Raw genomic sequence first — 21,659 nt, 5'->3', positions numbered from 1 at the left:
GCATGGGCATCGTCGTACAGAACATACCGCGGGCGGAAGCTGATGTGATCGACAGGCTGGCCAAAGCCGGCGTCGCGACGGTCCACGAAGCCCAGGGGCGCAAAGGCATGCTTGCCAGCCATATGAGGCCGATCTATTCGGGGGCGCAGATCGCCGGGTCCGCCATCACGATCTCCGCACCGCCTGGTGACAACTGGATGATCCATGTGGCGATCGAGCAGATCCAGGCCGGCGACATCCTGGTGCTTTCGCCGACCTCGCCCTGCGACAACGGTTATTTCGGCGACCTGCTCGCCACCTCGGCGCGGGCGCGAGGTTGCCGCGGCCTCGTCATCGACGCCGGTGTCCGCGATATCAGGGATCTGACCCAGATGCAGTTCCCGGTGTGGTCCAAGGCCGTGTCCGCGCAGGGGACCGTCAAGGAAACGCTCGGTTCGGTCAACGTTCCGATCGTCTGCGCTGGTGCCTTCATTGAAGCCGGCGACATCATCGTCGCCGACGATGACGGGGTGTGCGTGGTGAAGCTCAGCGAAGCCGAGGAGGTTCTGACTGCCGCCGAGAAGCGGGTGGCGAACGAGGAGGCCAAGCGCCAGCGCCTCGCGGCCGGCGAACTCGGGCTCGATATCTACGACATGCGGTCGAAGCTCCGGGAGAAGGGGCTAAAATATGTATGAGGACGGCATTCCCTGCCTCTGGATGCGAGGCGGAACGTCGAAAGGCGCCTATTTCCTGGCCGAGGACCTGCCTGGGGATCCCGCGGAACGGGACGCTCTGCTGCTTGCCATCATGGGCTCACCGGACCCGCGGCAGATCGACGGGATCGGCGGCGCCGATCCGCTGACATCCAAGGTCGCAGTGCTCTCCGCCTCTTCGCGCGAAGACGCTGACGTCGACTATCTCTTCCTGCAGGTCTTCGTCGACCAGGCACTGGTCAGCGACGCGCAGGGGTGTGGAAACATTCTTGCCGGCGTCGGTCCGGCCGCCATCGAACGGGGTCTGGTGAAGGCATCGGGCGAGATTACGCCCGTCCGCATCCACATGGTCAACTCCGGCGAGGTTGCCGTCAGCAGGATCGAGACGCCGAACGGTAAGGTCAACTACCGGGGCAAGGCCGAAATCGCCGGTGTGCCGGGAAGCAACGCCGCTGTACCGCTGCTCTTCGTCAACATTGCTGGCTCGATGTGCGGCGCCCTTCTTCCGACAGGAAACGAGGTCGATGTCATCGACGGCGTCGAGGCGACGCTGATCGACAACGGCATGCCCTGCGTGATCATGCGGGCCTCGGACTTCGGGCTTTCTGGCGAAGAAAGCCGCGAGGCGCTGGAAGCAAATGATGGCCTCAAGCAGCGTATCGAAGCCATTCGCCTCAAGGCCGGCCCGATGATGAACCTCGGCGACGTCACTGCCGCGTCCGTTCCCAAAATGACCCTGGTATCGGAGCCCCGAGCCGGCGGATCGATCGGCACGCGCAGCTTCATTCCGCACCGCGTTCACGCCTCGGTCGGCGTGCTGGCCGCCGTCACCGTTGCGACGGCGACGCGGCTCGGCCGTTCTCCGGCGCATGCGCTGGCGCATGCTTCCACAGACGGCCGTTACCGGATCGAGCATCCCACAGGTGACATGGAGGTGTTTCTCGATCTGGCCGCGGACGGCTCGGTCCAGGGCGCGGGGACGATCAGAACGGCGCGCAAGCTGTTCGACGGAAGGGTGTTTCCCAATTTAACGGCCCGTCCGAGCCTTGGTCGAAACCGTCTCGACTGACTGGCCGAGGCGTGTCCATCTCGCGCTGACAATCTGCCAGCAGATGTGGCGGAAAACGCCTTAGCTCCCGGAGCGCATGCTTATGGTTCGCATCCCTGCGCCTCTGCGACTTGAATGCGGAAAGGGCCTGTACGATATTCCAGATGCTTGTTTGAGACATGTCGGGCCTCCTTTGCTGCATTTAGCTGCCGACACCCGGAATATGGTGGTCAATTGACATTCAATCAAACAAAATGATATGGGGTTATAAATCAGAAAAATTGAAAGATGCGACGATGAGTATTCCCTTTCGCCGTCCCATTCCGCTGCTTGACAACGAAGTGCTGCGTACCTTCGTGGCGATCGCCGAAACAGGCAATTTTTCGACCGCCGCAGAGGCCGTCTTCCGCACGCCTTCGGCGGTATCGATGCAGATCAAAAAGCTTGAAGAGCAGCTTGGTGCGACGCTTTTTCTGCGCGACGCCCGCTCGGTATCGCTGACGCGCCACGGCGAGATGTTGCTGTCCTACGCGCGCAACATCCTGGCGCTATCGAACGAGGCGGTGTCGCGTTTCATCATGCCGGAGCTCAGCGGCGTCGTGCGGCTCGGCGCGCCGGAGGATATCGGCGAACGGCTGCTGCCGAGCATCCTGAAGAGTTTCGCCGAGAGCTATCCCGGCATCATGGTCGATGTGACGATCGACATGAGCATCGGGCTGAAGAAGCGCATGGAGGAGCAGCGGCTCGACCTGGCGTTGATCAACTGTGCGACACGGCCGTTCCCGACGGGCGGAGAGGTGGTGTTCCGCGAGCGGCTGGTCTGGGCCGGCGCCAAGTGCGGTTCGGCGCATCGGCGCGATCCGCTGCCGATCTCGATCTGGGAAGACGGCTGCATCTGGCGCCAGGAAGCACTCTCCCAGCTCGAACGCAACAAGCGGCATTATCGCGTCGCCTATCTCAGCGGCCACACGATGGCGCAGCGCGCCGCCGTGCTTTCCGATCTCGCCATCGCGCCGTTGCCGCTGTCCTATGTCAACGAGGACATGGCGATCCTCGGGCCTCAGGAAGGGCTGCCGGAGCTCGGCGCCTTCGATATCCGCCTGCTGACCGCCTCGCAGGTATCGGGGCCGATCGAGACGGTGGCCGACAGCATTCGCGGGGCCTTTGCCGAGAGAGCGAAGGCGGTGGCCGCCTAGAGCATGATGCCGATCGAACGTGACAGTGAACCTTTTGGTTTGTCGTGCGTTATCGGCGCGGACGGCAATTGTCGCCGTTCGGGGTTGATTTCAAACAAGGATATCCGAGATGACGACAACGGCCAAAATTGCCGCAGCCTTGATGGTTCTTCTTGCCCTTTCTTCCTGCGGCAACACGATCCGCGGCATAGGAAAAGATACGGCAAACACCGTGAACGCCACGCAGGATGCCGGCCGCTCAGTCGACCGCGCCGCGAAGAAGTGATGACGGTTCAGATTCCTTCCGGGGATTGCCTGATCAGATACTGACCGGGGGATAAGGAGATCCGGTTCTGATCATCCTAGCGGATGATCGGGGGATAAGCTTTTTCGAGGCCACCGGATCGGCTGAGGCCGGTCCGGAAGGCTTGGTAGGCAGGATGCTGGCCGGAGCGGGCGGTTTCCATCAGCCGGATCTGCAACCGATCCGGTGCCTGGGCACCGAGCCACATTCCCAAATTTTCAAGTTTCAGCGAGTTCAGGAAACGCGATCCGGCGGCAAGATCGAGATGGCGGCGCAGGCCGTCGAGCAGGTTGTCGTCCTGGGCGGCGTTTTCCATGAGCAGCGCCAGGTAGGACTTGTCGGTCTCCGACAGGGCGGCGAGCTTTTCCGCAACGGTATCGCGGTCGGGAAAGGGAACATTGCCTGTCATCGAATCGTCCATGCTTGATCGTGTTTTGGCCGTTATAAGCTCGCCTTGACCTTCTCGGCTACATCAGCTGGCACCCATTTCGTCCACAGACTCTCGTAATTGCGAAGGAAATGGATCGCGGCATCCTCGTTGCTTTCGCGGTTTTCGTCCTGCCAGGCGAGCACCTGGTTTATCGTCGCATTGTCCCATTTGCGGGTCTTGAGATAGGTCGTGACAGGTACGGCGCGGCTGGCGAAGGACCTGGTCATCAGCGTGAAGGCGCGCGAGACCGGGTAGGAATTGAGCTCGGGCCTGACGCAGCCGGCAACCGCGGTACAGCGATCCCATTCATTCTTGTTGTGGCCGACGCCGAAGCTCAGGCGCGTCATGTCGTATTTGCCGAGGATGGCGGTTGGCGCCCAGTAATAACCGAGCCAGCCAACCTTGTTTTCGAAAGCGCGGGCAATCGAGGCATCAAGCTGTTCGGGGCTGCCGGTCTCGACGAGCTCGAAGCCCTTCTTGTCGGCGGCAAGCGCCTTGAACAGGTTGGTGGTCGATATCTGGCAGCTCCAGTCGGCGGGGCAGTTGTAAACTGCGCCTTTCGACGGGTCGTCCTCGGCGGGGAAGAGTTCGGGATGTTTCAGCGCGTCCTCGACCGAGCGGATATCGGGGTGGGCGTCGGCGACAAATTTCGGGATCCACCAGCCCTCGACGGCGCCGTCGGCCAGGATTTCGGCCCCCTGTACCAGCCGGCCAGTGTTGACAGCCTGATCGAGCAGGGACCTGACGGAATTGATCCAGTATTCCGAGGCGATGTCGGGGATGCCTTTCTCATTCATCGAGGCGAAGGTCGGCAGGGTGTCGCCATCGACGATGGTGACGGAGCAGCCGTAGCCCTTTTCCAGGATGATCTTGTCGAAGCTCGCCGCAATGCCTGCCGAGGCCCATTTCATTTCGGCGATCGAAACGCTGCCGCATTCGGCGGCTTCGGCCGGCGCGACGGTAGAAAGAGCCGCGGCAAAGACGGCCGGAATCAGAAACGTCTTCATCGTCATTCCCCGAATTCTTCTTAGGCGGACGTGCAGCAGGCTCTGAAATTCACCGACAAATCTCTCCGGCACCCGAATGGAAAATGCCTGCCGGGGCGATACCGCAACAGGCTTTCCGGTTCATGGGCAAGCCATGTTCAACAATGGCGTGTTATGACGGAGCCTACGCGTTCGCTCGCAGAAATCAACCATCTTCTGCTCATGGTTGCGTGACTAAATTATTGAATTCGAAGAATTTATGTCAGCATTCCGAAATTGGCGCCCTCGGGCGAAAAGCACGCTCTTGGCGACAGGCTGCGGATCTTCGGCAGAAATTTTGGCCAGAATGTCAAAAAAGATCAAAATTAACATTTGCGTAAGCCTTCAATAACTCTCCGGTAAGAATGTGCCGTTATCAGTTGGGTCGTGGCAGCAATGACCGCCGCTTCTCCGGTTCAGGTAGTGCGTACCGGAGAAAGCGAGCTTCGCCGTGTAAGGGCGAAGACGCCAGAGTTTTTCGGCAAACCGCGCAGAGCCAAGGCCATGCGCGGTTTTCGCGTTTATGTAGGAACGTGACTGGGGCCAAGTCTTGCCCGGCCAAAGTCTTGACCTGGGATTACCGCCCATTGTAGGCCTCGCCTGAACGAGAGGCGAATGCGGGCCACCATGGCAAGAGCGATCATGCTGCAGGGAACCGGCTCCGATGTCGGCAAGACGGTGCTGGTCGCAGGGCTCTGCCGGCTGGCGGCCAATCGCGGGCTGAAGGTCCGGCCGTTCAAGCCGCAGAACATGTCGAACAATGCGGCGGTCGCCGATGACGGCGGCGAGATTGGCCGGGCGCAGTGGCTGCAGTCGCTGGCCGCGCGCACGCCATCCTCGGTCCACATGAACCCGGTGCTGCTCAAGCCGCAATCGGAAAATGGCAGCCAGATCATCGTCCAGGGCAGGGTGTTCGGACAGGCGAAGGGACGCGACTATCAGCGGCTGAAGCCTGAGTTGCTCGGCGCCGTGCTCGAGAGTTTCGAAAAAGTGGCTGCGGGGGCCGACCTCGTTATCGTCGAGGGCGCCGGATCGCCGGCCGAGATCAATCTCAGGGCCGGCGATATCGCCAATATGGGCTTTGCGACGCGGGCTGGCGTGCCTGTCGTGCTCGTCGGCGATATCGACCGCGGCGGCGTCATCGCCTCGCTGGTCGGCACGCATGCGATCCTCGAAGATGGCGACCGGGCGATGATTGCGGGCTATATAATCAACAAGTTCCGCGGCGACGTCTCGCTGTTTGACGACGGCATCCGCGCCATCGAAGGCTTTACCGGCTGGCCGTGTTTCGGCGTCGTGCCCTGGCTGCAGGGTGCCGCGCGCCTGCCGGCCGAAGATTCGGTCGTGCTCGAACGGTTGGCGAAGGGCGGGACGGGCGCGCTGAAGATTGCCGTGCCGGTGCTGCCACGTATCGCCAATTTCGACGATCTCGATCCGCTGAGGACCGAGCCGGATGTCGAGCTGGTCTTCGTGCGATCAGGCGAGCGGATACCTGCCGACGCGAGCCTCGTTGTGCTTCCCGGCTCGAAATCAACGATATCGGATCTCGCCGACTTCAGGGCCCAGGGCTGGGAGAGCGATCTGCAGGCGCATGTCAGGCGCGGCGGCCGGGTGATCGGCATCTGTGGCGGCTACCAGATGCTCGGCCGCATGGTGCAAGATCCGCTCGGCATCGAGGGCGGGACGCTCGAGACGCCGGGGCTTGGGCTGCTCGACATCGAGACCGAGATGGCGCCGGAGAAGACCGTGCGCAACAGCCAGGCTCGCTCGACCGAATATGACGCGCCGCTTGCCGGCTACCAGATCCATCTCGGCATCACCCGCGGCCCGGATTGCGATCGGCCTTCAGCGATCATCGACGGCTTGCCCGACGGGGCGCTTTCGACCAACGGCCGGATCATGGGTACCTATCTGCACGGGCTCTTCGGCAGTGACGCCTACCGCACTCGACTGCTCCAAAGCTTCGGTCTATCAGGCGAGCAGCGGAATTACCGCGAGAGCGTCGAGCAGGCACTCGACGAGATCGCCGGAGAATTGGAACGTCATCTCGATCCGCGCTGGCTGGCCGGGCTGCTCGGTTAGGCCGCACCTCGCACCATCATCGGTGCCGTCGTTCTGCTATTGCTAAATTAGTTGACTGAGTCCATTAATTGTCGCGACGGACCCAGGTGAGCGACTAAAACTATGAGCATATTGGATAGATTTTCACTGGCAGGTCAGGTGGCGCTCGTGACCGGCGGCGGCCGTGGTCTGGGATTCGAGATGGCGCGCGCCCTTGCCGAGGCCGGCGCGCATGTCATCGTCAACGGACGCACGGCGGCGACGCTGGAAGATGCCGTCAGGACGATCCGTGCCGCGGGCGGCACGGCGGAGGCCGCCGCATTCGATATCGCCGACCGCGAGGCACAGCGTGCTGCGATGGCGAATATCGACAAGGTCCATGGTCGTCTCGATATTTTGATCAACAATGTCGGCGCCCGCGACAGGCGGCCTCTGGCCGAATTCGATGATGATGCCATCATCGAGCTGCTGCGCACAGACCTGGCGGCGGCGATGACGCTGTCGCGGGACGCTGCCGTGCTGATGAAGCGACGCAATCACGGCCGCCTGATCGCGGTGACCTCGATCAGCGGCCATGTCGTCATGCCCGGGGACTGCGTCTATCCGGCGGCCAAGCAGGGACTGACCGGACTGATGCGCGGCATGGCGGTCGAATTCGGCCCGCACGGCATCACCAGCAATGCGATTGCGCCCGGCTGGTTTGCCACTGAGACGAACGCGGCGATGGCTGCAAACGAGGAATTGATGCCCTTCGTGCGTCAACGCATCCCGGTTCAGCGCTGGGGACGGCCGGACGAGATCGCCGGCGCGGCGCTCTTTCTTGCAAGCGACGCCGCTTCCTTCGTCAACGGTCACGTGCTGACGGTGGACGGCGGCATGACAGTCAGGATGTGAGATATCCGCAAGCGCTGCGGCACCGGCTTTCATTTTTGCGGCGCCCTTCACTGCTTCTCGTCGGAGCCGAATGACGGTAACGGCAGGTATCACTTGCTCTCAGCCTGCCTTGTGGTCGTCGCTGCCGGAATCCATGGCTAGAAATATCTGCCTGACTCGACTATTGGTTGATCTGGCAACGCCCCGGTTGGTCATCGCCGTCCATTTGCCCGATTTCCGACCATAAATTGCGTCGGTCATTTGGAGGTTCGGAAATTAACAATCATATTCAGTGGCTTATAGAACATGGAATCACAGCTGAGCATATTGGCGAGCTGATAGCCGGATTGTGCGATCGGCTGATCGCGGATGGCTTTCCGATCTGGCGGGGAAGCATCTCAATGCCGTCGATTCATCCCATGTATGGCGGCGTCTCGGCCAATTTCGTGCGTGGCGGTGCGACCACGATCGAGAATGCCGAGTATGGCAGTGCGGCAGTGCTGAATTTCGAGAAGACCCCGATCTATTTTCTTTTGGGCCGCGGCGAAACGTCAGGTCGATGGAACATCGCCAAGGGTGAGGGTGTCGATGACTACCCACAGCTTGCGGAATTCGCGCATGGCGGCGGCACGGATCATCTGGTCAGCCTGCTGGAGTTTCCGAAGGAGGCTGCGCTGCGCGGGGTCAGTCTGTCTCTTACAAGCGACAGGCCGGGCGGATTTTCTGATGACCAACTGGCGATCGTCGCGAAGCTCTTCCCGGCGCTGGGGCTGGCTTGTTATCGTATCGCGGCAACGAAAACCGCATCGGATATCCTTGCCGTCTATACAGGCGCCAAAACAAGTGCACGCATCCTTGCAGGCGATATTCAAAGGGGAAAGGGAGGGGCGATCAATGCTGCAATCCTGCTTGCGGACCTGAGAAACTTCACGGCGCTGACCGAGGTTTATCAGCCGGGCGAAATCGCCGGGTTTCTGAATGAACATTTCGAGCTGATCGGCTGGCATGTCGAGGAAAATTCGGGCGAGATCCTCAAGTTCATGGGCGATAGCGTGCTGGCGATCTTTCCGACCGATGCTGAAGACCCGCAAAAGGCCTGCATGGCCGCACTGGCTTCGGCAAGGAATATTCTAGAAGCCAACAAGGTGCTGAATGGTCAGCGGAGGAATGATGGAGGTCCTGACATCGGCGTCGATGTCGTGCTGCATCTCGGCGAGGTGTTCTACGGAAATATCGGCGCGCGCGGCAGGCTTGATTTCACCGTCATCGGCAGCGCCGTCAACGAGGCCTCGCGGCTCGAAAAGCTCTGCGGCACGCTCGGGCACCATTTGCTGATGTCGGAGAGTTTCGCCGTCACCTCTGCCGTTGCCAGTGAATGTCTCGGCTCTTTCGAATTGCGCGGGGTTTCGAAGCCGGTCAACGTCTTCAAGCTCGCCGGCACCGACTGACGACGGAGTGTTCCGACTTGCTCAGATCTCGCCTGAGACCTCGCGGCGGCGGCGGTCGAGTTCTTCGCTGTAGCGGCGCAGCGTGTAGCTTTCGCTGAGCTGGCCGATCACCTTGCGTTCGATCAGGTTGTTGACGACGGCGAGCGCTTCGCTTTCGCTCTTGTCGAAGATCGCCGCCGCCTGCCTGGCATTCATCTGCGGCTGCAGGAAATCGTTGCGGTAGTGGATGAAATCGGCAAGCGTCTTGCCCTCGTCCTGCGCATCGGTCGGATTGGCGTAAATCTCCGGTACCAGCACGAGGCCCGCATATTTGTCGCTCTCCTCGACGAGGATGACGCGCTGGGTCGAGCCGATCGGGAAGGCCTGCTTGAATTCCTCCAGCGAGATGCCCGCCCTTGCCGTCTTGACGTCGGCGCGCATCAGCTTGTCGACCGTCAGATTGCGGATCCAGCCGACATCATGGGCGCTGCGGATGCTTTCGCCGCGCAGGTGGAAGCGCCATGTGGCGAAGGAGTAGCCGAAGGTCGAACGCACGACGAGCGACGAGGTGATGACCGCAGCGAGCACCAGTGCCGTGATCGGAAAGTCGCCGGTGATTTCGAGCGCCAGGAACGTCATGGTCAGCGGCCCGCCGATGACGGCGACGGCAAGCGAACTCATGCCGACCACGGCATAGATGACGGGCGTCAGCGTCGCATCGGCGAAATAAGGGCCGCAATAGGCGAAGAGTTTGCCGAGCAGGGCGCCCATGAACAGCGAGGCGAAGAACAGCCCGCCCCTGAAGCCGGAGCCGATCGAGATCGCCGAGGCGAAGGATTTCAAAAGGAAGAGGCCGATCAGCGTCGGGATCGCCACGTCTCGGGAAAGGTTGAGATGCAGCGCGCCGTGGCCGGCCGAGAGCACTTGCGGCGAGATCATCGCCAGCAGCCCGACGATGATGCCGCCGAGAGCCGGGCGGAAGGGTGGGGCGATCGAGCTCTTGCGAGCCAGCTCCTCGACAAAGGCGACGCCCTGCATGATCAGGATGCCGACGCCGGCGCAGAACGCACCGAGCAGCAGCGCCGGGATATAATCGGCCGGCACGACCGAACCGAAGCTGCCGATATCGATGGTGAAATCGCTGCCGGCGAGCAGCCTTGCGATCAGGGTGGAGACAAGGGCGGAGACGACGACAGGCGTCAGCGAGACGATCGTATAGGTGCCGATGATCAGCTCGAAAGCATAGAAGGCGCCGGTCAACGGTGCATTGAAGGCGGCGGCGATGGCGCCCGCCGCGCCGCAGCCAACCAGGGTGCGCAGGTCCGAGCGGCGAAGCTGCAGCTTCAGACCGAATTTCGAGGCGAGGCCGGCGGCAAGCTGGGTATAGCCGGCCTCCAGGCCGACGGAGGCGCCGAAACCGTTGGAGATCAGGTTCTGCACGGCAACGATGATGCTGTCGGTCAAGGACAGGCGGCCGCCATGCAGCGCATTGGCCTCGATCGGGTCGACCATCGGTTTCTTGCGTCGTTTCGCCAGCACGAAAAGCAGCAGGCCGAGCAGGGCGCCGCCGATAACCGGGGCGGTGAGCAGCAGCAGCTTGTTCTCGATCTCGGAGGAGCTCAACCTTTCGCTGTCGGCAATGCCGAAGACCAGCTGATGCAGCTCGTTGGAGACATAGCTCATGCCGGTGACGGCGAGACCCGAGATGATGCCGACGACGGCGCCCGCCAGCGACAGGCCGACCTCGCTGCGCCGGGTCAGCGCCCTCAGGCGTCCCGGATCAAAGAAAACACGCAGCGCGCGGAAACCGCGCCGATCCAATTTCATAAGCATGGCTAGACAACTAGGCGGGGAGAGGCCCGGTCAAGGGCGGAGATGGTCGTACAGTCCGCTTGCGATGCAATTGCGGCGAAAAGCCGGCGGTTGGAATAAATTCTGGTGACGTAAGTCTCTGATAAATGACGATATTTTAGGTAGGGTAAGTCGTGTTTGGGTAGCCACGTCTCGGAACTGGCGATCAGGCGGCCGCCAAGGCCGGTTGACTTCATCCCTGCGCTTGCCTAACCATCCCGATAACGGATGGTCGACTGACCATCCTGACATAACGGATGGTTCCGGATCGGTGTTGCGCCCTTCCGGATGAAAAGGGAATGTGACGGGGCGGACCCAAGCCGGGCGCCTTCATCACAGCCGACCCCGCGACTGTAGAGCGGTCAGGGTCTTCCATCCGGCACTAAGCCCTTCCGGCCGGCGGCTTGCAATCATGCAAGCGGGCGGGACGGGCGACATGCCGGAAAAGCCACTGGATATGCATCGTGATCAACCGGGGTCGGACGCCTCTCAATCTACGAATCGTCCACCTTTTCACTGATGCAGCCGGGAAGGCGAGGATGATCCGCTGGCACGATCAGGGCGACCGGTTTCCGGTCTGCCCCGATCGCGGCCGACAACCGCGAGCCAGGAGACCTGCCATGCGGCCGGGCGAGAAGCCCACACCTGGGCGCTATGCCCGTTGCCAGCACGGAGGTTGTCTTGGCTGAACGATTGAATTCGGCGCGGCCTGGTGCGGCGCGCGCGACGCCTCCAAGCAGTGCTGCAAGAGGTGTGCTTTCGGCCGTTTATGTCGAATGCTGGGTCCCCCCCTCTGTCCTGCCGGACATCTCCCCCACAAGGAGGGAGATCGGCAAGCAGCACGACCGTCGTCCTACATCAATTGTTTGGAGAAAAGCTCTCGGCGATTCAATCTCTCCCCTTGTGGGGGAGATGTCCGGCAGGACAGAGGGGGGTGTCACACCCTCAGTAGCCGAGAAAGGTGCACTCGGAACAATCCACGGCTACGCACTCTCCCTGAGGGGCGTTTGAGTATGACCGCCACCTTCATCCTCGGCGGTGCACGCTCCGGCAAATCCCGTTTCGCCGAAGACCTCGTGACGGCCGCCGGACTCGACCGCCATTACCTTGCGACCGGCCGCGCATGGGACGACGAGATGCAGGCGCGCATCGCCCAACACAAGGTCGACCGCGGTCCGTCCTGGACGACGCATGAGGAGCCGCTCGATCTTGTCGGCAAGCTCACCGCCATCGACGGACCGGGGCGCATCGTGCTGATCGACTGTCTGACGCTCTGGGTCACCAATCTGATGATGGAGGAGCGGAACATGGCGGCGGAATTCGCCGCCCTTGCCGATTTCCTGCCCGCCGCGAAAGCGCGGCTCGTTTTCGTTTCCAATGAGGTCGGTCTCGGCATCGTGCCCGACAATCGCATGGCGCGGGATTTTCGCGATCATGCCGGCCGGCTGCACCAATCGATCGCGGCGAAGGCCGCCGAAGTTTATTTCATCGCGGCAGGCCTGCCGCTGAAAATGAAGGGTTAAGTCCATGAACCAGCAGAAGATTCCCGCAACCGTCATCACCGGCTTCCTCGGCGCCGGCAAGACGACGATGATCCGCAACCTGCTCACCAATGCCGGCGGCAAGAAGATTGCGCTTATTATCAACGAGTTCGGCGATCTCGGCGTCGACGGCGACGTGCTGAAGGGCTGCGGTGCGGAGAATTGCACCGAGGACGATATCATCGAGCTGACCAATGGCTGCATCTGCTGCACCGTCGCCGATGACTTCATTCCGACGATGACCAAGCTGCTCGAGCGCGAACAGCGTCCTGACCATATCGTCATCGAGACTTCGGGGCTTGCCCTGCCGCAGCCGCTGGTCGCTGCCTTCAACTGGCCCGACATCCGCACGCAGGTGACCGTCGACGGCGTCATCACGGTGGTCGACAGCGCTGCGGTTGCCGCCGGCCGTTTCGCCGACGACCATGATGCCGTCGATGCGCGCCGCGCCGAGGATGAATCGCTCGATCACGAAAGCCCGATCGAGGAGCTGTTCGAGGACCAGCTCACCTGCGCCGACCTCATCGTGCTCAACAAGACCGACCTGATCGATGCTGCCGGCCTTATCAGGGTGCGTGACGAGGTCGCCTCCCGCACCGTCCGCAAGCCTGTCATGATCGAGGCACGGAACGGCGAGGTGTCGGCCGGCATCCTGCTCGGCCTCGGCATCGGCACGGAGGACGATGTCGCCAATCGCAAGTCGCATCACGAGTTGGAGCATGAGGACGGTGCGCCGCACGACCATGACGAATTCGACAGCTTCGTCGTCGATCTCGGACCCATTGCCGATCCCGCCGGCTTCGTCGAAGCGCTAAAGGGCATCATTGCCGCCCATGACGTGCTGCGCCTCAAAGGTTTCGTCGATGTGTCAGGCAAGCCGATGCGCCTGCAGCTCCAGGCTGTCGGCAGCCGCATCGACCATTATTTCGACCGCGCCTGGGGCGCGAGCGAAAAGCGCGCCACGCGCCTCGTCGTCATCGGCCTGCACGAAATGGATCAGGGCGCAGTGAGGGCGGCGATCGAAGCGCTGGCGTAACCCGATGCATCTGCTTCTGGCTCAACAGGGAACGATCAGCGACGGCGAGGAGGCAATCGACCTCGGGCAGACGCCGGGCGATATCCTGTTCCTGTCGGCGGCCGACAGCGAGCTTGCCGCGATCGCAACCGCCCATCGCGATCGCGGGGCGGGGCCTTCGCTCCGGCTCGCCAGCCTGATGAGCCTCAAGCACCCGATGTCTGTTGATACCTATGTCGAGCGCACGGTTCGGCATGCGAAGCTGATTATCGTGCGCGCTCTCGGCGGCGCCAGCTATTTCCACTATGCGCTGGAAGCGCTGCATGCGGTTGCGGCCCGCGCGGGGGCACTGATAGCGGTGCTGCCGGGCGATGCCCGGCCGGATGCGGGGCTGGTGCCTTTCTCCAATGTTGACCTCGACGATCTCAACGCGCTCTGGGCCTATCTGATCGAGGGCGGCGACGCCAATGCGCGGGCCTTTCTCGACTATGCCGAGGCGATGCTGTCGGGCGCCGAGAAGCCGGCGCCGGCTGTGCCGCTGATGAAGGCAGGTATTTGGTGGCCAGGGCGGGGGCTGATCGGAGTCGAGGAGTGGCGGCGGATTGTTGCGGAGGTGTCTTCGCGTGTGGTGCCCGCCTTATCCGCCGAGCTCGAGATACCCCCCTTTGTCCTGCCGGACATCTCCCCCACAAGGGGGGAGATCAGGGATGAAAGGCCTCGTTCCATCTCCTGGGACGAAAATGCGGCATCCTCCAACGTTTCTTTTGTGGGAAGCCCAAGCGACTTGCCGATCTCCCCCCTTGTGAGGGAGATGTCCGGCAGGACAGAGGGGGGTACTACGAACTCGACGCAACAGGCATCCCCCATCGTCGCCATCAGCTTCTACCGCGCCCTCGTCCAAAGCGGCGAGACCGGGCCGATCGAAGCTCTGATCGAAGCGCTGATGACACTCGGCCTCCGCCCGCTGCCGGTCTTTGCCTATAGCCTCAAGGATCCGGTTTCCACAGGCATTCTCGAAAGCGTGTTTTCGACGCTGAAACCCGATGTCGTCATCAACACGACCGGCTTTGCCGTCTCCGCACCGGGTGCGGACCGGCAGGCGACGGTGCTGGAGGCGAATGAGGCGATCGTGTTGCAGGCGATCCTGTCGGCCTCGTCGAGGGAGGCATGGGCGGCTTCCTCGCAGGGCCTGTCGGCGCGCGATCTCGGCATGAACGTGGCGCTGCCTGAAGTCGATGGCCGAGTGCTGGCGCGGGCGATCTCCTTCAAGACGGCAGCGCGCTACGATGCTGCCGTCGAGACCAACATCGTCGCTAGTCAGGCCGATGCCGGCCGGGTGCGTTATACGGCGGAGCTTGCCGCCAATTGGGCACGGCTGCGGAAGACATCGGCGCGCGACCGACGCATCGCGCTCGTCATGGCGAATTATCCGAACCGGGACGGTCGACTTGGCAACGGCGTCGGCTTGGATACGCCTGAAGGCACCACTGAGGTGCTGAAGGCTATGCGGGCTGTGGGTTATCCGGTCGCCGAGATTCCCGCCGACGGCGATGCGCTGATCCGCCACCTGATGGAAGGGCCGACCAATTCCGGTTCCGATGGAAAGATCATCCGCGAGACACTTTCCCTGAGTCTGTACAACAGCTTCCTGGAATCTCTTCCCGATAAGATTCAGGATGAGGTGAGAGCCCGCTGGGGCAATCCGCAAGACGATCCGTATTTTCGCGAGGGCGTCTTCGCCCTGCCTTTCGCGCGTTTCGGCGAGGTGCTCGTCGGCATCCAGCCGGCACGCGGCTACAATATCGATCCGAAAGAGAGCTACCATTCGCCAGATCTCGTGCCGCCGCACGGTTATCTCGCCTTCTACGCTTTCCTGCGCCGCGAGTTCGGCGCCCATGCGATCATCCACATGGGCAAACACGGCAATCTCGAATGGCTGCCCGGCAAGGCGCTGGCGCTGTCGGAAAGCTGTTATCCCGAGGCGATCCTCGGGCCGTTGCCACACCTCTATCCCTTCATCGTCAACGATCCGGGCGAGGGCACGCAGGCGAAGCGCCGAAGTGCGGCCGTCATCATCGACCACCTCACGCCGCCGCTGACGCGGGCCGAGAGCTACGGGCCGCTGAAGGATCTGGAGGCGCTGGTCGACGAATATTACGAGGCGTCCGGCGGCGATCCCCGCCGCATCCGCCTGCTCAGCCGCCAGATTCTCGATCTCGTGACCGATATCGGTCTCGACCGGGATGCCGGTATCGCCAAGGGCGAAAGCGAAGGCGAGGCGCTGAAGAAGCTCGACGCCTATCTCTGCGACCTCAAGGAAATGCAGATCCGCGATGGGCTGCATGTGTTCGGCGTGTCGCCCGAGGGGCGGCTGCTGACGGACCTGACCGTGGCGCTGGCGCGGGTGCCGCGTGGGCTTGGTGAGGGTGGGGATGCGAGTTTGCAGCGGGCGATCGCGGCGGATGCGGGCTTGGACGGCGGCGTGCGCGGGATACCCCCCTCTGTCCTGCCGGACATCTCCCCCACAAGGGGGGAGATCGGCAAGTCGCTTGGGCTTCCCGACAAAGAACCGTTTGAAGATGCCGCACCTTCGACGCATGAGATTGAGCGAGGCCTCTCATCCTCGATCTCCCCCCTTGTGGGGGAGATGTCCGGCAGGACAGAGGGGGGCGCCTCCTCCTTCGACCCTCTCGATTGTGACATGGCCGCCGTCTGGACCGGCCCGCGTTCTGATGTCCTCGCGGATGTTCTCGATGCCCCATGGCGGACCCACGGAGACACTGTCGAGCGCATCGAACTGCTCGCTGCAAAGTTCGTCTCCAGTGAGATGGAATGCCCCGAAGATTGGAAAGCGACGCGGGCCGTACTCTCCGAGATCAAAACCCGTCTCAAACCCTCGATCCTCGCCTGCGGCCCCGCCGAGATCGCCGGCCTGCTCGCCGGTCTCGACGGCCGCTTCGTGGCGCCCGGCCCTTCCGGTGCGCCGACGCGCGGGCGGCCCGATGTGCTGCCGACGGGTCGCAATTTCTACTCGGTCGACAGCCGCGCCGTCCCGACGCCGGCGGCCTACGAGCTTGGCAAGAAATCCGCGGAGCTGCTGGTGCGCCGCTATGTGCAGGATCACGGTGAGTGGCCTGTTTCCTTCGGGCTGACGGCCTGGGGCACGTCAAACATGCGCACTGGCGGCGACGATATCGCCCAGGCGCTGGCGCTGATCGGCGTCAAGCCGCTCTGGGACATGAGCTCGCGCCGTGTCACCGGCTACGAGATCATTCCGCCGGCGATGCTCGGGCGGCCGCGCGTTGACGTGACGCTCAGGATCTCCGGCTTCTTCCGCGATGCCTTTCCCGAGCAGATCGCGCTGTTCGACAAGGCGATCCGTGCCGTCGGCGCGCTTGAAGAGGACGAGGCCGACAATCCGATCGCAATGCGCATGTGCGGCGAGACAGCAAGGCTTGGTGCTGCCGGTCTTGACGAAATCTCGGCAAAGCGCCGGGCGGGCTACCGCGTTTTCGGCTCGAAGCCCGGCGCCTACGGCGCCGGACTACAGGCACTGATCGACGAAAAGGGCTGGGAGCGGCGCGCCGACCTTGCCGAGGCCTATCTCGTCTGGGGCAGCTATGCCTATGGTGCCGGCGAGGAGGGCAAGGCCGAGCGCGGCCTGTTCGAGGAGCGGCTGCGCTCGGTGCAGGCAGTCATTCAGAACCAGGACAATCGCGAGCACGATCTGCTCGACAGCGACGACTACTATCAGTTCGAGGGCGGCATGGCGGCGGCGGCCGAACAGCTCGCCGGCGCGCGCCCTTCGATCTATCATAACGACCATTCCAGGCCGGAAAAGCCGGTGATCCGTTCGCTGGAAGAGGAGATCGGCCGAGTCGTGCGCGGGCGCGTCGTCAATCCGAAATGGATCGCGGGCGTCATGCGTCACGGCTACAAGGGCGCTGCCGAGATCGCCGCCACAGTCGATTATCTCTTCGCCTTTTCGGCGACGACGGGCGCAGTCGGCGAACATCATTTCGAGGCGGTCTACCAGGCCTTCGTCGCCGATCCCACTGTTGCCGGCTTCATGATCGAGAAGAACCCGGCGGCATTCGACGAGATGAGGGAGCGGCTGCGCGAAGCAATCGACCGCAGCCTCTGGACACCGCGCAGCAATTCGGCACGGTTTGACCTGGCCACAAGACATAAAAATGAGGTGACCCAATGAGCGACGAGACCCCGGATAGCGAGATCGCAGAAGGCGGAGTTGGCAAGGACGATGCGCGCCATGCCGAGAAGATGGCGAAGAAGAAGGCCGCGCGCGACAAGATCATGGCCACCAAGACCGATGGCAAGGGGCTGATCATCGTCCATACCGGCAAGGGCAAGGGCAAGTCCTCTTCTGCCTTTGGGATGATCTTCCGCCACATCGCCCATGGCAAGCCGTCTGCCGTCGTGCAGTTCATCAAGGGCGCGATGTGGACCGGCGAGCGCGACCTGATCGAGAAGCATTTCTCCGATCTCTGCCAGTTCCACACGATGGGCGAGGGTTTCACCTGGGAAACGCAGGACCGTGCCCGCGATGTCGCCGCAGCGGCGGCCGCCTGGGAAAAGGCCAAGGAACTGATCCGCGACGAGCGCAATTCCATGGTGCTGCTCGACGAGATCAATATCGCGCTGCGCTACGACTATCTCGACATCAACGAAGTCGTCGCCTTTCTGAAGAGCGAGAAGCCCCATATGACGCATGTCGTGCTGACGGGGCGCAACGCCAAGGAAGAATTGATCGAAATCGCCGATCTGGTGACCGAGATGGAGCTCGTCAAACACCCCTTCCGCTCCGGCATCAAGGGTCAACCGGGCGTGGAGTTCTGAGGCGGTCAGTTGAGTGCGAGGCTGCGCAGGATGGCAGCCGTTTCCGCATCCGCCGGGAAGAAGGATTCGACCGCGAGTTCCGACAAAGTGATTTCGACGGGCGTGCCGAAGACAGTCGTCGTCGAGATCAGGGAAAGCAAGCCGGCCTTGGTTGAAAGCTGAAGGGGAACGGCGATGCCGGCATAGTCGGTATGGACCTCGCCAGCAGTTTTAGGCGCTGGATAGGACAGCAACTCCTTCAAAAGCTTGTCCAACATTGGATCGCCCGAAGCCGATAACTGCTGGCGCAGCCTGCCGATAAGGTGGGCGCGCCACTCGGAAAGGTTTTTGATGTGGGGCGCCAATCCTTGTGGATGCAGGCTGAGGCGCAGTACGTTGACGGGTGGCGTGAGCAGAGACTGGTCGGAGACGGCTGAGAGCAGCGGAGCGATGGCCGCATTGGCCGCGATGAGTGTCCAATGGCGGTCGACAGCGATTGCTGGGAAGGGCTCGTGCCCTTTCAGCACCATGTCGATGGCGCGACGTGCCGGTTCCAATGCGGGATCGTCGAGCGCGCGTTCGGCAAAAACAGGAGCGAAACCCGCCGCAAGCAGCAGCGGGTTCCGATCGCGAAGGGGCACGTCGAGCCGTTCGGCAAGATGCAGCAGCATGTCGCGGCTCGGTGTCGAGCGCCCGCTCTCGATGAAGCTCAGATGCCGCTGCGAGATCTCCGCCTCCAGCGCGAGGTCGAGCTGGCTCATGCGGCGGCGCTGGCGCCATTCGCGCAGATGGTCTCCAAGGGAGCGGGCGGTCGGCGTCATCAGGCGGCTTCCGGCAGCAAATCTATGAAACCGCGGACGGATTTCAGCTTGCCGCCTTCGAGCTCGGCGAAATCCGTGCCCTTGATCAGCGCATCGCCGTTTTCCGGGCCGAGGCCCCAGGAGAAGCGCAGGTTGTCGCCGTAGCCGTCGGCCGCCCCGATCAGGGCGAAGCGGAAGCCGGGGAAGCGGCTTTGCACCGCCTCGACCAGCGAATTGATCTGCTCATGGCCTTCGCCGCGCATCAGTGGGTCGATATAGGTGGCGGCTTTGCTCCAGCTCTCGGCGATGAGAGCGCGACGGCGAACGGCATCCGTCTCATTCCAGATGGCGAGATAGCGCTCTGCGTTGGTGTTTGCGTCGTTCATCGGGTCATCTCCTTTTGATCGCCCGTCAGTTCCAGGCAGTCCGATCATGCGGGAAGGCGATTCACCTTATCAATTACGCCAGAGGTAATGGAAGATGGTCGAACCGCCCATGACAGCCATCAGCGCCTCGGCAATTGTTCCGCAAGCTGCACATGGCCCTTGTATAGGCGATCGTGGCCGAGGCCGCGCCGAAGAGGGACTGCACCTTGTTGTTGCCGAGGGTCTGGAGCGGCGGAAAACCCGCGATCAGCATGACGGGGACGGTGATGAGGCCGCCGCCGCCGGCAATGGGATCGACGAACCCGGCAAAGAAAGCCGCTGCGCAGAGCAGCAGAAGCAGATGGAAGGCGATATCGGGCAAGGTGGTATTCCGGGCGGGGATTTCGAACGGCCTTGTTGCATTTGCCGCCCCAAGCTGCAATGGCTGCAAAGACATGGGCAGGGCGTATTTGACGGTTTCCATGAGCGATATCTCTTTCGATACGGCGAGGCGCCACGTGCTCGGCCTCGGCTGCGAGCGCGGGACGCCGCCTGCCGAGGTGCTGGCGCTTGCGATCGAGGCGCTCGACGTAGCCGCTATCGGCGCGGCGGAACTCACAGCCATTGCCTCGATCGACAGCCGAAGACTGGAGCCGGCGATCCTTGCCGTTGCCGCGCATTTTTCCGTGCCCGCCGTGTTCTTCGGCGCGCTGCGGCTGGAGGAGGAGACGCCGCGGCTGGCGAATCCCTCTGCGATCGTCTTTGCCCGCGTCGGCTGCCATGGGGTCTCTGAGGCAGCTGCGCTGGCGGCTGCGGGGCCGGATGCCGAGCTTGCTGTCGCCAAGATCAAATCTGCACATGCGACGGCGGCAGTTGCCCGCGGCGGGTTGCAGAAAGCCTAGTGGACGTTATGGTGGCGGCAATTCGCGGCGCCGTCCGGCAGCCTCACGGTTCACATCTAGAGGATATCTCATGCACAAGGTCATTTATGACACCGACCCTGGCGTCGACGACGCCATGGCGCTTCTCTTTCTGCATCGCCATCCCGAAATCGACCTTCTCGGCATCACCACAGTTTTCGGCAACGCCTCGGTCGAGACGACGACGCGCAATGCGCTCTTCCTCAAGCGCGAATGGAATATTCCGGCACCCGTTTCCAAGGGCGCTAGCGTCACCATCGATTCCGCGCGGGCGGAGCGGCCATGGCCGGCCATGGTGCATGGTGATAACGGCCTCGGCGATATCGACGTACCGGAGACGATCGACCTGCCGCTCGATCCGCGCCCGGCGCATCGCTTTATCATCGACACGGTGCGCGCCCATCCGGGCGAGGTGCGCCTCGTTGCCGTGGGGCGGATGACCAATCTGGCGCTGGCGCTGAAGGAAGACCCCGAGATTGCGACGTTGGCCAAGGACGTCGTCATCATGGGCGGCAATTTCTATGTGCCGGGCAACGTTTCGCCGGTCGCCGAGGCCAATATCCACGGTGATCCCGAGGCTGCCGATATCGTCATGACCGCGCCGTGGAAGGTGGCCGTCATCGGCCTCGACGTCACCGCGATCACCACGATGAGCCGCAGCTATCTCGGCGAAATGGCAGCTAGGGGTGACAAGGCGGTCAAGCAGCTCGACGCACTCTCTCAGTCCTACATCGACTTCTACAAGCATGCGGTCGAAGACGGCATGATGGTGCATGACAGCTGCGCCTGCGTCTATGCCGTGGCGCCCGAGCTGTTCTCGTCGATATCGGGTGCGGTGCGTGTCGTCTGCGGCGGCATCGCCGATGGCCAGACGATCGTCAGGCGAGATGGGCGGAATTTTCCGCCTGATGGCGCCTGGGATGGCTTGCCGAGCCAGATCGTCTGCACCGGCATCGAGTCGGAGAGGGTCCTCGACCTCATTCGCAATACATTGCTTGCAGCCTGACTAACTGAAGGCCGGCAGTATCGACAGGTCTCGTTCTTTAGTCGGCGTCGTCCTCGGCCTTGTGCCGAGGATCTGCTGTACCGGCTGCAGATGCTCGGGACAAGCCCAAGCATGACGAAAGAGAAGTTGGCCGACTTTGTCAGCAGTCCGTGCCGTGGCTGACCGTTCTGGGTAATATTCTAATATATTCATATTGTTGCGCGGCTTTTCTGCGTAATCGAATCCGACGCTTCACAAAGTGAGTCACGATCATCTCAGCAACTTCAAGTGAGGTGATGGGCGCGGCGTTG

At 62.4% G+C, this 21,659-nt stretch carries 19 protein-coding genes, 1 pseudogene and 1 riboswitch; of the genes and pseudogenes, 13 read left to right on the top strand and 7 right to left on the bottom strand.

What is annotated here, in order from left to right:
* The first annotated feature begins 2 nt into the window (after nt 1–2).
* Together GR198_RS12995 and GR198_RS12990 are read left to right on the top strand one after the other, a co-directional pair.
* Nucleotides 3–674, top strand: coding sequence for a 4-carboxy-4-hydroxy-2-oxoadipate aldolase/oxaloacetate decarboxylase (locus GR198_RS12995; protein ID WP_029870689.1), 672 nt, complete (start codon nt 3–5; stop codon nt 672–674).
* The gene (locus tag GR198_RS12990) at nt 667–1,761 is read left to right on the top strand and encodes a 4-oxalomesaconate tautomerase (protein WP_164069104.1); all 1,095 of its coding nucleotides are present in this window, start codon (nt 667–669) and stop codon (nt 1,759–1,761) included. The genes GR198_RS12995 and GR198_RS12990 overlap by 8 nt, the downstream gene beginning before the upstream one ends.
* Here GR198_RS12990 and GR198_RS35785 read toward each other — a convergent pair.
* Nucleotides 1,676–1,921, bottom strand: a complete 246-nt coding sequence (locus GR198_RS35785; protein ID WP_164069103.1) for a hypothetical protein — start codon at nt 1,919–1,921, stop codon at nt 1,676–1,678. The genes GR198_RS12990 and GR198_RS35785 overlap by 86 nt on opposite strands.
* Nucleotides 1,922–1,994: 73 nt before the next feature.
* Between GR198_RS35785 and GR198_RS12980 the strand changes: the two genes are divergently transcribed.
* Both GR198_RS12980 and GR198_RS12975 read left to right on the top strand, forming a co-directional pair.
* Nucleotides 1,995–2,936 carry a LysR family transcriptional regulator gene (locus tag GR198_RS12980; RefSeq protein ID WP_017960848.1) on the top strand — a complete coding sequence of 314 codons (942 nt, stop codon included), beginning with the start codon at nt 1,995–1,997 and terminating at the stop codon, nt 2,934–2,936.
* Nucleotides 2,937–3,045: 109 nt separating this feature from the next.
* Nucleotides 3,046–3,201, top strand: coding sequence for a hypothetical protein (locus GR198_RS12975; protein ID WP_003540537.1), 156 nt, complete (start codon nt 3,046–3,048; stop codon nt 3,199–3,201).
* 76 nt (nt 3,202–3,277) lie between these two features.
* Here GR198_RS12975 and GR198_RS12970 read toward each other — a convergent pair whose 3' ends face one another.
* A complete protein-coding gene (locus GR198_RS12970) occupies nt 3,278–3,640 on the bottom strand; it encodes a hypothetical protein (RefSeq protein WP_204328696.1) in 363 nt (120 codons plus the stop codon).
* Between the two features lie 20 nt (nt 3,641–3,660).
* Complete coding sequence (locus GR198_RS12965) at nt 3,661–4,662, bottom strand: glycine betaine ABC transporter substrate-binding protein (RefSeq protein WP_204337108.1); 1,002 nt, start codon at nt 4,660–4,662, stop codon at nt 3,661–3,663.
* A gap of 639 nt (nt 4,663–5,301) precedes the next feature.
* On the opposite strand from GR198_RS12965, the gene GR198_RS12960 reads away from it, so the two are divergent.
* From GR198_RS12960 to GR198_RS12950, 3 genes are all read left to right on the top strand, one after another.
* Nucleotides 5,302–6,756: a cobyric acid synthase gene (locus GR198_RS12960; RefSeq protein ID WP_164069205.1), complete on the top strand. Its 1,455-nt coding sequence runs from the start codon at nt 5,302–5,304 to the stop codon at nt 6,754–6,756.
* Between the two features lie 102 nt (nt 6,757–6,858).
* Complete coding sequence (locus GR198_RS12955; protein ID WP_164069101.1) at nt 6,859–7,629, top strand: SDR family oxidoreductase; 771 nt, start codon at nt 6,859–6,861, stop codon at nt 7,627–7,629.
* A 170-nt stretch (nt 7,630–7,799) separates the two neighbouring features.
* Nucleotides 7,800–9,056, top strand: a complete 1,257-nt coding sequence (locus GR198_RS12950) for an adenylate/guanylate cyclase domain-containing protein (protein ID WP_312876451.1) — start codon at nt 7,800–7,802, stop codon at nt 9,054–9,056.
* 21 nt (nt 9,057–9,077) lie between these two features.
* On the opposite strand, the gene GR198_RS12945 is transcribed toward GR198_RS12950, so the two are convergent.
* Nucleotides 9,078–10,868 carry a chloride channel protein gene (locus tag GR198_RS12945; protein WP_012757842.1) on the bottom strand — a complete coding sequence of 597 codons (1,791 nt, stop codon included), beginning with the start codon at nt 10,866–10,868 and terminating at the stop codon, nt 9,078–9,080.
* Between the two features lie 259 nt (nt 10,869–11,127).
* Nucleotides 11,128–11,523: riboswitch (cobalamin riboswitch) on the top strand.
* Between the two features lie 376 nt (nt 11,524–11,899).
* On the opposite strand from GR198_RS12945, the gene cobU reads away from it, so the two are divergent.
* The 4 genes from cobU to cobO are packed head-to-tail and all read left to right on the top strand — an operon-like array spanning nt 11,900 to nt 18,299.
* Entirely contained in the window at nt 11,900–12,409 is a 510-nt protein-coding gene (gene cobU, locus GR198_RS12940; RefSeq protein ID WP_164069099.1) for a bifunctional adenosylcobinamide kinase/adenosylcobinamide-phosphate guanylyltransferase, read from the top strand.
* Nucleotides 12,410–12,413: 4 nt separating this feature from the next.
* Nucleotides 12,414–13,463, top strand: coding sequence for a cobalamin biosynthesis protein CobW (gene cobW / locus GR198_RS12935; protein WP_164069098.1), 1,050 nt, complete (start codon nt 12,414–12,416; stop codon nt 13,461–13,463).
* Nucleotides 13,464–13,467: 4 nt separating this feature from the next.
* Nucleotides 13,468–17,652 (top strand): cobaltochelatase subunit CobN, encoded by a 4,185-nt coding sequence (gene cobN, locus GR198_RS12930; protein WP_164069097.1) that lies wholly within the window; start codon nt 13,468–13,470, stop codon nt 17,650–17,652.
* Complete coding sequence (gene cobO / locus GR198_RS12925) at nt 17,649–18,299, top strand: cob(I)yrinic acid a,c-diamide adenosyltransferase (protein WP_164069096.1); 651 nt, start codon at nt 17,649–17,651, stop codon at nt 18,297–18,299. Before cobN ends, cobO begins: the two co-directional genes overlap by 4 nt.
* Nucleotides 18,300–18,304: 5 nt before the next feature.
* Here cobO and GR198_RS12920 read toward each other — a convergent pair whose 3' ends face one another.
* From GR198_RS12920 to GR198_RS12910, 3 genes and pseudogenes are all read right to left on the bottom strand, one after another.
* Entirely contained in the window at nt 18,305–19,099 is a 795-nt protein-coding gene (locus GR198_RS12920; protein ID WP_164069095.1) for a helix-turn-helix domain-containing protein, read from the bottom strand.
* Nucleotides 19,099–19,512: a nuclear transport factor 2 family protein gene (locus tag GR198_RS12915; protein WP_011652353.1), complete on the bottom strand. Its 414-nt coding sequence runs from the start codon at nt 19,510–19,512 to the stop codon at nt 19,099–19,101. Before GR198_RS12915 ends, GR198_RS12920 begins: the two co-directional genes overlap by 1 nt.
* Nucleotides 19,513–19,563: 51 nt before the next feature.
* Nucleotides 19,564–19,825, bottom strand: a pseudogene (locus GR198_RS12910) (TSUP family transporter); the annotation flags it as partial.
* Nucleotides 19,826–19,925: 100 nt separating this feature from the next.
* Between GR198_RS12910 and GR198_RS12905 the strand changes: the two are divergent.
* On the top strand, nt 19,926–20,345 hold the full coding sequence (locus GR198_RS12905; protein ID WP_029870703.1) for a cobalamin biosynthesis protein: 420 nt from the start codon (nt 19,926–19,928) through the stop codon (nt 20,343–20,345).
* A gap of 70 nt (nt 20,346–20,415) precedes the next feature.
* The gene (locus GR198_RS12900) at nt 20,416–21,369 is read left to right on the top strand and encodes a nucleoside hydrolase (protein ID WP_164069094.1); all 954 of its coding nucleotides are present in this window, start codon (nt 20,416–20,418) and stop codon (nt 21,367–21,369) included.
* Nucleotides 21,370–21,659: the final 290 nt, after the last annotated feature.

The sequence above is a fragment of the Rhizobium leguminosarum genome, assembly GCF_010668065.1.
GTDB classification, from domain to species: domain Bacteria; phylum Pseudomonadota; class Alphaproteobacteria; order Rhizobiales; family Rhizobiaceae; genus Rhizobium; species Rhizobium leguminosarum_S.
This window is presented reverse-complemented; position numbering and strand designations above follow the sequence as displayed.

What these genes read in the sequence shown, in the direction of transcription:
- GR198_RS12995 (WP_029870689.1), top strand. Translation starts at nt 3, where the DNA reads ATGGGCATCGTCGTACAGAACATACCGCGGGCGGAAGCTGATGTGATC.
- GR198_RS12990 (WP_164069104.1), top strand. Translation starts at nt 667, where the DNA reads ATGTATGAGGACGGCATTCCCTGCCTCTGGATGCGAGGCGGAACGTCG.
- GR198_RS35785 (WP_164069103.1), bottom strand. Translation starts at nt 1,921, where the DNA reads ATGTCTCAAACAAGCATCTGGAATATCGTACAGGCCCTTTCCGCATTC.
- GR198_RS12980 (WP_017960848.1), top strand. Translation starts at nt 1,995, where the DNA reads ATGATATGGGGTTATAAATCAGAAAAATTGAAAGATGCGACGATGAGT.
- GR198_RS12975 (WP_003540537.1), top strand. Translation starts at nt 3,046, where the DNA reads ATGACGACAACGGCCAAAATTGCCGCAGCCTTGATGGTTCTTCTTGCC.
- GR198_RS12970 (WP_204328696.1), bottom strand. Translation starts at nt 3,640, where the DNA reads ATGGACGATTCGATGACAGGCAATGTTCCCTTTCCCGACCGCGATACC.
- GR198_RS12965 (WP_204337108.1), bottom strand. Translation starts at nt 4,662, where the DNA reads ATGACGATGAAGACGTTTCTGATTCCGGCCGTCTTTGCCGCGGCTCTT.
- GR198_RS12960 (WP_164069205.1), top strand. Translation starts at nt 5,302, where the DNA reads ATGGCAAGAGCGATCATGCTGCAGGGAACCGGCTCCGATGTCGGCAAG.
- GR198_RS12955 (WP_164069101.1), top strand. Translation starts at nt 6,859, where the DNA reads ATGAGCATATTGGATAGATTTTCACTGGCAGGTCAGGTGGCGCTCGTG.
- GR198_RS12945 (WP_012757842.1), bottom strand. Translation starts at nt 10,868, where the DNA reads ATGCTTATGAAATTGGATCGGCGCGGTTTCCGCGCGCTGCGTGTTTTC.
- cobU (WP_164069099.1), top strand. Translation starts at nt 11,900, where the DNA reads ATGACCGCCACCTTCATCCTCGGCGGTGCACGCTCCGGCAAATCCCGT.
- cobW (WP_164069098.1), top strand. Translation starts at nt 12,414, where the DNA reads ATGAACCAGCAGAAGATTCCCGCAACCGTCATCACCGGCTTCCTCGGC.
- cobN (WP_164069097.1), top strand. Translation starts at nt 13,468, where the DNA reads ATGCATCTGCTTCTGGCTCAACAGGGAACGATCAGCGACGGCGAGGAG.
- cobO (WP_164069096.1), top strand. Translation starts at nt 17,649, where the DNA reads ATGAGCGACGAGACCCCGGATAGCGAGATCGCAGAAGGCGGAGTTGGC.
- GR198_RS12920 (WP_164069095.1), bottom strand. Translation starts at nt 19,099, where the DNA reads ATGACGCCGACCGCCCGCTCCCTTGGAGACCATCTGCGCGAATGGCGC.
- GR198_RS12915 (WP_011652353.1), bottom strand. Translation starts at nt 19,512, where the DNA reads ATGATCGGACTGCCTGGAACTGACGGGCGATCAAAAGGAGATGACCCG.
- GR198_RS12905 (WP_029870703.1), top strand. Translation starts at nt 19,926, where the DNA reads ATGAGCGATATCTCTTTCGATACGGCGAGGCGCCACGTGCTCGGCCTC.
- GR198_RS12900 (WP_164069094.1), top strand. Translation starts at nt 20,416, where the DNA reads ATGCACAAGGTCATTTATGACACCGACCCTGGCGTCGACGACGCCATG.